At 64.5% G+C, this 10,017-nt stretch carries 10 protein-coding genes; 3 read left to right on the forward strand and 7 right to left on the reverse strand.

All coding sequences use genetic code 11. The features are described 5' to 3' along the window. The 6 genes from DTW89_RS17510 to rpsB form a co-directional block, all read right to left on the reverse strand. A partial coding sequence (locus DTW89_RS17510) for a phosphatidate cytidylyltransferase (protein WP_114656859.1) occupies positions 1-554 on the reverse strand: 554 nt, incomplete at its 3' end. Positions 555-563: 9 nt separating this feature from the next. Continuing rightward, positions 564-1,295: a polyprenyl diphosphate synthase gene (gene uppS / locus DTW89_RS17515; protein ID WP_024814638.1), complete on the reverse strand. Its 732-nt coding sequence runs from the start codon at positions 1,293-1,295 to the stop codon at positions 564-566. Positions 1,296-1,324: 29 nt separating this feature from the next. After that, complete coding sequence (frr, locus tag DTW89_RS17520; RefSeq protein ID WP_024814637.1) at positions 1,325-1,885, reverse strand: ribosome recycling factor; 561 nt, start codon at positions 1,883-1,885, stop codon at positions 1,325-1,327. A gap of 43 nt (positions 1,886-1,928) precedes the next feature. Continuing rightward, the gene (gene pyrH, locus DTW89_RS17525) at positions 1,929-2,651 is read right to left on the reverse strand and encodes a UMP kinase (protein WP_024814636.1); all 723 of its coding nucleotides are present in this window, start codon (positions 2,649-2,651) and stop codon (positions 1,929-1,931) included. Between the two features lie 51 nt (positions 2,652-2,702). After that, a complete protein-coding gene (tsf, locus tag DTW89_RS17530; RefSeq protein ID WP_024814635.1) occupies positions 2,703-3,632 on the reverse strand; it encodes a translation elongation factor Ts in 930 nt (309 codons plus the stop codon). A 106-nt stretch (positions 3,633-3,738) separates the two neighbouring features. Further along, positions 3,739-4,491 (reverse strand): 30S ribosomal protein S2, encoded by a 753-nt coding sequence (rpsB, locus tag DTW89_RS17535; RefSeq protein ID WP_114656860.1) that lies wholly within the window; start codon positions 4,489-4,491, stop codon positions 3,739-3,741. Positions 4,492-4,677: 186 nt separating this feature from the next. On the opposite strand from rpsB, the gene DTW89_RS17540 reads away from it, so the two are divergent. After that, a complete protein-coding gene (locus DTW89_RS17540; RefSeq protein ID WP_114656861.1) occupies positions 4,678-6,021 on the forward strand; it encodes an amidase in 1,344 nt (447 codons plus the stop codon). Positions 6,022-6,073: 52 nt separating this feature from the next. Continuing rightward, a complete protein-coding gene (locus DTW89_RS17545) occupies positions 6,074-7,312 on the forward strand; it encodes an FAD-dependent oxidoreductase (RefSeq protein WP_114656862.1) in 1,239 nt (412 codons plus the stop codon). A 53-nt stretch (positions 7,313-7,365) separates the two neighbouring features. On the opposite strand, the gene DTW89_RS17550 is transcribed toward DTW89_RS17545, so the two are convergent. Next, on the reverse strand, positions 7,366-8,886 hold the full coding sequence (locus DTW89_RS17550) for a CoA-acylating methylmalonate-semialdehyde dehydrogenase (RefSeq protein WP_024814631.1): 1,521 nt from the start codon (positions 8,884-8,886) through the stop codon (positions 7,366-7,368). Positions 8,887-8,997: 111 nt separating this feature from the next. On the opposite strand from DTW89_RS17550, the gene DTW89_RS17555 reads away from it, so the two are divergent. Then, positions 8,998-9,975 carry a LysR family transcriptional regulator gene (locus DTW89_RS17555; protein WP_236637196.1) on the forward strand — a complete coding sequence of 326 codons (978 nt, stop codon included), beginning with the start codon at positions 8,998-9,000 and terminating at the stop codon, positions 9,973-9,975. The last annotated feature ends 42 nt before the right edge of the window (positions 9,976-10,017 follow it).

Consider the following 10,017-nt stretch of genomic DNA (forward strand, 5'->3'; position numbering starts at 1 on the left):
AGCCCGCCCCACACACCTTCCCAGCTCTTGCCGGGACTGATGGAGGGCGCCAGCTTGTTCTTGGTGAACCGCAAGCCAAAGGCACGGCCCGCGAAATAGGCAAAAATGTCGGCCACCCACACAAGCACCAGCACAGACAACAGGAAATTGACACCAAGATGGCGCGCCTGCACCACGGCAAGCCAGGCAAGCCACAGCGCGAGCACTCCCGCCACCAGGCGCAACGCGGCAGGAATACGCGCCCAGCCCGGCACACCGGCATGCAGAAGCCATGCGGCGCCCAGCACCCACAGGCCGCCGCCAACAATCCACAGGGCGGTCAGCGGATGGTCAATCCAGCCCAGCGCCCACGACGCTCCACACAGGGCAACGCAGGCTGCACCCACGGCGAGCGAACCGGCTTGGCCATATCCGCTCAGCCGCCCCCACTCCCACGCACCAGCCGCCATGAGCGCCAGCACTACCAACGTGAACGGCACCGTGGATGGGTAGAAAAGCGCTGGCAGCAAAATGGCCAGCAGGACAAGAGCGGTGATGACACGCTGTAGAAGCATGGGGCCTTTTCAGCCGTGCACCGGGGCAGGATGCGCGGACAGGATTTGTTCGGATGTTTTGCCAAAACGGCGCTCGCGACCGTTGAAGGCGGCAATCGCCTCGTCCAGCGCCGACTCGTCGAAATCCGGCCACAGCCGGTCGCTGAAAAACAACTCGGAGTATGCGGCCTGCCACAGCAGGAAGTTGCTGATCCGCATTTCGCCCCCGGTGCGGATCACCAGATCCGGATCAAGCACATGGGCCAGGGCCATCGCGCCATTCAGACTGGCCTCTGTAATGGGCTCGCCGCGCGCCGCCAGCGATGCAGCCGCCTGGGCAATGTCCCAGCGGCCGCCATAGTTGAAGCACACATTGAGAACGAGGCGCGTGTTTTCCGCCGTGGCGGCCTCTGCCTGCGCCAAGCCGTCGCGCACTTTGGGCGACAGGCCCGCGCGCTCACCTACGAAACAGACGCGGACACCGTCCTTTTTGAGCTGCGGCACTTCGCGGGCCAGCGCCATGGCCAGCAACTCCATGAGACCCGAGACCTCATCGACCGGACGATTCCAGTTTTCAGATGAAAAAGCAAAAACGGTCAACACCGCCACACCCCGCTGCACGCAGGCGCGTGCGCAGCGGCGCAGCGAATCAACCCCTTGTTTGTGGCCCGCCAGGCGCGGCAAAAACCGGCGCGTGGCCCAGCGGCCGTTGCCATCCATGACGATGGCGATGTGGTGTGGCACCACCAGTGGTACAGACATGTAAAACGATGAGCGCCGTGAATCGGGGCTCAGACCGCCATGATTTCCTGTTCTTTGCCCGCCACCAGCGAATCGATCTCGGCGATGTGCTTGTCGGTGAACTTTTGCACCTCAGTTTCAGCGCGCTTTTGGTCGTCTTCGGACGCGAGCTTGTCCTTGACCAGCTTCTTGACGGATTCGTTAGCATCGCGGCGCAGGTTGCGCACCGCAATCTTGGCGCTTTCGCCTTCGTTGCGCGCCAGCTTGGTCATTTCCTTGCGGCGCTCTTCGCTCATGGGCGGCATGGGCACGCGGATGAGGTCACCCATCGATGCGGGGTTCAGGCCCAGGTCGCTTTCGCGGATGGCTTTTTCAATCTTGGCGCCCATACCCTTTTCCCAGGGCTGCACGCTGATGGTGCGCGAATCCAGCAGCGCCACGTTGGCGACCTGGCTCAACGGCACGAACGAGCCGTAGTATTCCACCTGCACGGTATCCAGCAGCGCCGGATTGGCACGACCCGTGCGAATTTTCTGCAGGTTGTTCTTGAACGCAGCGATAGACTGGTCCATCTTGGTTTCAGCGTTTTTCTTGATGTCGGCAATCGTCATTGTTTCTCCTCAGGGCAGGCAGGCGGCAGGTGGAACCTGGTGGTCAGGCATAAACCAGCGTGCCTTCGTCTTCACCCATAACAACCCGCTTCAGCGCTCCATGCTTGATGATGGAGAACACGCGCACGGGCAACCTTTGGTCACGGCACAACGCAAACGCCGTTGCATCCATGATGCCCAGGTTGCGCGACATCGCCTCGTCAAAACTGAGTTTTGTGTAGCGCGTTGCCGTTGGATCCTTGTGCGGGTCGGCAGTATAAACGCCGTCAACCTTGGTGGCCTTGAGAACAACCTCTGCACCAATTTCTGCGCCGCGCAGGGCCGCTGCCGTGTCGGTGGTGAAGAACGGGTTGCCCGTTCCGGCCGCAAAAACGACAACCTTGCCCTCTTCGAGGTACTGCAAGGCCTTGGGGCGGACATAGGGCTCTACGACCTGCTCGATGGCAATGGCTGACATCACGCGGGCCACGAGGCCCTGCTTGTCCATGGCATCGGCCAGGGCCAGCGCATTCATCACGGTGGCCAGCATGCCCATGTAGTCGGCGGTAGCGCGGTCCATCCCGACCGAGCCGCCCGCGACTCCACGAAAAATATTACCCCCACCAATCACCACGGCCACCTGGACGCCCAGGCGGGTCACTTCGGCAATTTCCTCCACCATGCGAACGATGGTGGCGCGGTTGATACCGAAAGCGTCATCCCCCATCAACGCCTCACCAGACAGCTTGAGCAGGATGCGCTTATGGGCTGGTGCAGCGTTGGACATGGGAAGTTTCTCCAGTGATGAATAGGGGGCTTGGGGGGGTTGCGGAAAAAATCAGGCAGCGGCCTTGGCAGCGGCAACCTGTGCAGCCACTTCTGCGGCAAAGTCGTCCACCTTCTTCTCGATGCCTTCGCCAACCACATACAGGGTAAAGCCCTTGACGGTTGTGTTGGCAGCCTTGAGCATCTGTTCGACGGTCTGCTTGCCGTCCGCTGCTTTCACGAAAACCTGGTTGAACAGCGAGACTTCCTTGAGGTACTTCTGCACGCCGCCTTCGATGCGCTTGGCAACGATTTCGTCGGACTGCACGGGCTTGCCTTCGGCAGTGGCCTTGGCAGCGTCTTCTGCCGCCTTGGCAGCCGCCACCGAACGCTCTTTTTCGATCAGGTCGGCAGGCACGTCAGCGCTGGCCAGGGCCACAGGCTTCATGGCGGCAATGTGCATGGCCACGTCCTTGGCAGCCACTTCGTCGCCTTCGAACTCGACGACGACGCCGATGCGCGAGCCGTGCAGGTAAGAGGCCAGCTTGCTGCTGCCGCCAAAATACTTGAAGCGGCGGAAAGACATGTTTTCGCCGATCTTGCCGATCAGACCCTTGCGAACGTCTTCCAGCGTGGGGCCAAAGCTGTCCTGGCTGTAAGGCAGAGCGCCCAGGGCAGCCACGTCGGCAGGGTTGTGCTTGGCCACGAGTTCGGCAGCCGCCTTGGCCAGAGCCATGAAGCTGTCGTTCTTGCTAACGAAGTCGGTTTCGCTGTTGACTTCCACCAGGGCACCCTTGGCGCCGTCGATATAACTCGCCACCACGCCTTCGGCAGTGATGCGCGATGCGGCCTTGCCGGCCTTGGTGCCGAGCTTGACGCGCAGCAGTTCTTCCGCCTTGGCCATGTCGCCATCGGCTTCTGTCAGTGCCTTCTTGCATTCCATCATGGGAGCGTCGGTCTTGCCACGCAGTTCGGCAACCATGCTTGCGGTAATTGCAGCCATCTTTATTCCTTCAGTGTTCAGTTCAGTCAGTTCAGATTCGGGCTAAAAAAAAGGGGGCTCACCAGGGGCCCCGCTTTTATTCGCGATACATCGCGCAGCCGGGACTTCAGGCAGCGGACTCTTGCACTTCCACAAACTCGTCGCTACCTTCAGGAGCAACCGCCTTGACCACTTCGTTCACGGCGTTCGCACGGCCTTCGATGATCGCATCCGCGATGCCACGGGCGTACAGCGTCACGGCCTTGGCCGAGTCGTCGTTACCGGGGATCACGTAGTCGATGCCTTCGGGCGAGTGGTTGGTATCAACCACGCCAATCAGCGGGATACCCAGCTTCTTGGCTTCGGCCACGGCAATCTTGTGGAAACCCACGTCGATGACGAAGATGGCGTCGGGCAGGGCAGCCATGTCCTGGATGCCGCCGATGTCTTTTTCAAGCTTGGCGATCTCGCGGCTGAAGGTCAGCTGCTCTTTCTTGCTCAGGCTATCGAGGCCGGTTTCCAGTTGAGCCTTCATTTCCTTCAGACGCTTGATCGAGGTCTTGACGGTCTTGAAGTTGGTCAGCATGCCGCCCAGCCAGCGCTGGTCAACGAAAGGCACACCAGCGCGCAGGGCTTCGGTGGACAGGATTTCACGGGCTTGGCGCTTCGTACCAACCATCAAGATGGTGCCGCGGTTGGCAGCCAGTTGCTTGACGAACTTTTGGGCTTCCTGGAACAGTGGCAGCGACTTTTCCAGGTTGATGATGTGAATCTTGTTGCGATGACCGAAGATGTAGGGGGCCATCTTGGGGTTCCAGAAGCGGGTCTGGTGACCAAAGTGGACACCGGCTTCCAGCATTTCGCGCATGGTAACGGACATAAAAATACTCCAAAGGTTGGGTCTAAAATCCAGCCCCAATACTTGCGCCGCCGTGATTTGCACGAAGACGCAACACCTTGACAGGGCTGGTTTGCGATTGGTTTTGCCGCCTTCGCCGCGCATACACCACCTAAGGCATTGCACGCGCCGCTACTCTCAGCAAAACCCAAAGATTCTAGCACAGCCATGCTTATTGACCTGATCACCACCCGCCAACGCCTGCGGGAAGGCACCAGCACCGCCCCCGCCGAACTCGCGCAGTGCCTTGAGGTGGCGCAATCGGCCGCCTGCGACCACGCCTTTGCGCGCCTTTTGCCCGAAGCGGCACGCACCACGGTGGTGCAAAGCGATTCCTCCCGACTGCCACTGGCCGGGCTGGCGGTATCGGTCAAGGACTTGTTTGACATCGCAGGTGAGCCCACAGCCGCCGGCTCCACGGCACTGTCCGACGCCGCGTCGGCGCTGCAGGACTGCCCCGCAGTCGCCCGCCTGCGGTCGGCCGGGGGCACGGTCATCGGCCGCACGAACATGGTGGAGTTTGCGTTCTCGGGGGTGGGTGTGAACCCGCACTTTGGCACGCCAGCGGCCTGGGATGGCCGCTTTGGCTCGCTACCGGGTGTGCCACGCATTCCCGGAGGTTCGTCGTCCGGGGCGGCCGTTTCGGTGGCCACCGGCGCAGCGTTTGTGGGGCTGGGCTCGGACACGGGCGGCTCCATCCGCATCCCCGCCGCGCTCAATGGCATTGTGGGGTTCAAGAACACCGCCCGCCTTGTTCCCACAACGGGCGCCATTCCGCTTTCCACCACACTGGACACGGTCTGCGCCATGACGCGCAGCGTGCGCGATGCCATCGTTGTGCACGAGGTGCTGGCCGCACGGCGCGTCACGCGCAGCCCCGCGCCCCTAGGCCTGTGGCGTCTGGCGGTGCCCTCCACCACCTTCCTCGACGAGCTGGATGCCCCCGTGGCCCGGGCGTTCCACCGCACGCTGGACACCTTGCGCCATGCGGGCGCACACATCGAGGAAATCGCCCTGCCCCTAACGGCAGAACTGGGGCCCATGCAGGCCAACGGCAGCCTGTCCGCAGCCGAAAGCCACGCCTGGCACCGCCCCCTGCTGGCCACGCGCGCATCGCAATACGATCCGCGCGTGCGAAGCCGCATTGAGCGCGGCGCCACCATGTCGGCCTCTGATTACATTGACCTGCTGAACGCACGCCAGCACTGGATTGTCCGCATGGAGGCCGCACTGGCCCCCTACGACGCCCTGCTCTCGCCCACGGTGCCGCTGGTGGCGCCGCCCATCGCCGATGTGGCGCCCGGTGCCGAGCGCGACGCCGAGTTCTTTCGCGTCAACGCCCTGCTGCTGCGCAACACCAGTGTGGTGAACATGCTCGATGGCTGCGCCCTGTCGCTGCCCTGCCACATGGCCGGGGAACTCCCGGTCGGGCTGATGGTCTGGCACGGTGCCCTGCACGACGATGCAGTGCTGAACGTGGGCCTGCAGATTGAGCAGATACTACAAAAATAATAGCTGCCAGCGCTTTACCATCAAGCGCTAGAGCCCTAAAACATTCAAACTCATGAAAATTGCCATCGTGGGCGCCGGCATTGTCGGCGTGTCCACCGCATACGAGCTGGCCCGCGACGGCCACGAGGTCACCGTCTTTGAGCAACGCAACGCCGCAGCCGAGGAAGCCAGTTTTGCCAACGCCGGCCTGCTATCGCCGCACCTGCTCACCCCCTGGGCCGCACCCGGCCTTGGCAACCCCCTCAAGGTCATGGGGCGGCGCGCCACGCTTCGGCTGACCCAAGGCGTGCGGGGGGCAGACCTGGCATGGCTGTGGCGCTGGCAGCGTGCAGCGCGGCGCGGCGCGCAGGCGGCGCAACTGTCGGCGCTCGAGGGACTGGCCCGCTACAGCCAGCAACGCCTGCAGCAGATCGCCGCTGAGCACGAGCTTGACTTTGAAAACAGCCAGGGGCGACTCGTCCTGCTGCGCACTGCGCAGGAGCAGGCCCGGTGGCAACCTGCCCTGCAGGTCTTGCGCGATGCCGGAATTGCGCTGCGCGAGATCGATGCCTCAGCCGCGCGCCAGATCGAACCCGGGCTATCCCCCGAAGCCCCGCTCGCAGGCGCCCTGCACCTGCCCGACGCCATGGCCGGCAACTGCCGGCTGTTCGCACAACTGCTGCGCCAGGGCACGCAGGCCTCCGGCGCGCAGTTTGCGCTGGGCACCCGCGTGGCAAGGCTGACATCCCAGCCCATGGGAGTGCAGGTGCACGGTGAAAGCGGCGCACGGCCCTTTGACGCCGTGGTGCTGTGTGCCGGCATGGCCTCGGCCGCCCTGCTGCGTCCACTGGGCTTGCGCCTGCCCATGGTGGCGGTGCATGGATATTCCGTCAGCGCACCGCTGCGCGAGGCGCTGCACGCGCCCGTGGCCAGCGTGGTGGACAGCCTGCACCAGATCACCATCACCCGCCTGGGCCAGCGCGTGCGCATTACCGGCGGGGCCGAGCTGGGCGGGCAAGATGCCCCCCACCACGCACCCACGCTGCAGCAGCTCTATCTCGGCATGAACGAATGGTTCCCGGGCGGTGCCCTGCTGTCTTCGGGGCTGCAGGTGTGGCGCGGCGCACGCCCCACGCTGCCCGATGGCGCGCCCGTGGTGGGCGCCAGCGGCGTTCCAGGCCTGTGGCTCAACACCGGGCACGGTGCGGGCGGGTGGGCACTGGCCAGCGGCAGCGCCCGCGCCGTGGCCGACCTGATCGCCCAGCGCAGCCCCGATGTCAGCCTGGATGGGCTGGGGATCCAGCGCTTCTGACCCGCCACAAAAAAAAGGGCTTGTGGCCCTTTTTTCGCACAGACAGAGTCGCCTTACTTCGCCGTCGGCATCACGAATTCGGCCCCCTTGGGCGTACTCTCGGGCCAGCGCTGCATGATGCTTTTTTGCTTGGTATAGAAACGCACGCCTTCTTCGCCATAGGCGTGCATGTCGCCAAACAGGCTGCGCTTCCAGCCACCAAAGCCGTGCCAGGCCATGGGCACGGGAATCGGCACGTTGATGCCGACCATGCCCGCCTGAATGCGGCGACCGAACTCCCGGGCCACATTGCCGTCGCGCGTGAAGCAGGCCACGCCGTTGCCGAACTCATGGTCGTTGACCAGCTGCACGGCCTCGCCAAAATCCTTGGCGCGCACCACCGCCAGCACGGGGCCGAAAATCTCTTCCTTGTAGATGCGCATGGCGGGCGTGACATGGTCAAACAACGTGCCCCCCAGCCAGAAACCGCCTTCGCAGCCTTCGCCCGCCTGCTTGCCGTCAAAGCCACGGCCATCCACCAGCAGCTGTGCGCCCTCTTTCACGCCCAGGTCGATGTAGCCCGAGATGCGCTCGTGGGCGGCACGGGTGACGATGGGGCCCATCTCGGCCGCCAGGTTGGTGCCATTGAGCACCTTGAGCGCCTTGGTGCGCTCGATGAGCTTGGGCACCAGCTTGTCGGCGGCATCCCCCACCAGCACGGCCACGCTGATGGCCATGCAGCGCTCACCGGCCGAGCCGTAGCCCGCGCCGATGAGGGCGTCCACGGCCTGATCGATGTCGGCATCGGGCATGACGATCATGTGGTTCTTGGCGCCCCCCAGGGCCTGCACGCGCTTGCCGTGGCGGGCACCGGTTTCATAGATGTAGTTCGCAATAGGGGTCGAACCCACAAAGCTCACCGCCTTCACGTCGGGGTGCTCGATAAGCGCATCCACCGCCTCCTTGTCGCCCTGCACCACGTTGAACACACCGTCGGGCAGCCCTGCCTGCTTGAACAGGTCGGCCATCAGCAGCGAGGCCGTGGGATCGGTGGGGCTGGGCTTGAGCACGAAGGTGTTGCCCGCAGCGATGGCCACCGGAAACATCCACATCGGCACCATCACCGGGAAGTTGAACGGCGTGATGCCCGCCACCACGCCCAGGGGCTGGCGCAGCGTCCAGTTGTCGATGCCCGTGCTCACCTGGTCGGTGAAGTCGCCCTTGAGCAGCTGCGGAATGCCGCAGGCAAATTCGATGATGTCGATGCCGCGCGCCACCTCGCCCTGCGCATCGGTGAACACCTTGCCATGCTCGGCCGTGATGGCATGGGCCAGCGCGTCCTTGTGCTGGTTGACCAGCTCCAGAAACCTGAACAGCACGCGCGCGCGGCGGATCGGTGGCGTGTCGGCCCAGGCCGGAAAAGCAGCCTGCGCCGCAGCCACGGCCGCATCCACATCGCCGCGGTTGGCCAGCGCCACGCGGCCCGTCACCGCGCCTGTGGCGGGATTGGTCACCTCCTGGCTGCGGGTGCTGGTGCCGGCGGCGCGCTGGCCCTGGATGTAGTGGCCAATGGTCGGCTCGGTGGCTGTGGTCATGCAAACCTCTTTAAAAATCAGTGGGTAGTGGCCTGCAGTCTAGAAGCCGCACCCCGCCCCGCCAAGACCGCCACCGTGAATTGATTGTTCACCATGGTGAACAATAGCGCCATGAAATCATCCACCCGCGCCACCCCCGAAACCCTGTGGTCCCACCTGCACTGGCTGGTGGTGCTGGGCGAGCAAGGCAGCTACACCGGCGCGGCGGCGCGCCTGGGCGTGAGCAAGGCCGCCATGAGCCAGCACATTGCCGAGCTGGAGCGCGCGGCAGGCGTTCCGCTGGTGCGGCGCACCACGCGCAGCGTGGGCCTGACCGAGGCGGGCCGGCAACTGGTGGACGACACACGCGGAGCCTTCGAGCGCATCGCCGAGAGTTTTGCCGGCGTGTGCGACCGCGCCGGCGTGCCCCATGGCCGCCTGCGCGTGACCGCCCCCGTGGCACTGGCACGCCAGCAACTCGTGCCCCGGCTACCGGCCTTCTTGCGCGCCTACCCGGAGGTGCGGCTGGAGCTGGACCTGTCAGACAACTTGCGCTCGCTCACCCTCGAAGGCCTGGACCTGGCCATTCGCCACACCGCCGTGGCGCCCGACACCCATGTGGCCTGGCCGCTGTGCACCACGCAATCCGTGCTGGTGGCCAACCGCGCCTACCTGCGCCGCACCGGCATACCCACGACCCCGGACGACCTGCGCCAGCACGACTGCCTGCACTACCCCCGCACCCAAGAGGCCCCGGCATGGACGTTCGAGCCCATGGTGCCGGGGGACTCCCCGCGCCTGACCGTGCCCGTGACCGGCCCGCTGGCCGCCAACAACAGCGAGGCCCTGCGCGATGCGGCGCTGGCGGGCCTGGGCATCGCGCTGGTGCCCGACTTCAGCGCGCAGGCAGCGCTACAGGCGGGCAAGCTCGTGGAGGTGTTGCCGGATTGGCGGCCCGTTGGCACCTTCAGCGAGACCATCCATGCGATCCGCCCCTACTCGGCCCATGTGCCACGCGCGGTGGCGGTTTTCGTGGAATGGCTGCGAGAGGCCTTTGCGCCCGGTTTCAGGGCCAGACGCAATAATGGCTCGCCACTGCATTGTGATTGACTGCCCCCATAGAAAACGCTGCCATGTACCCCATCACCCCCC

The organism is Acidovorax sp. BoFeN1, assembly GCF_003345135.1.
Taxonomy (GTDB): Bacteria; Pseudomonadota; Gammaproteobacteria; order Burkholderiales; family Burkholderiaceae_C; genus Acidovorax; species Acidovorax defluvii.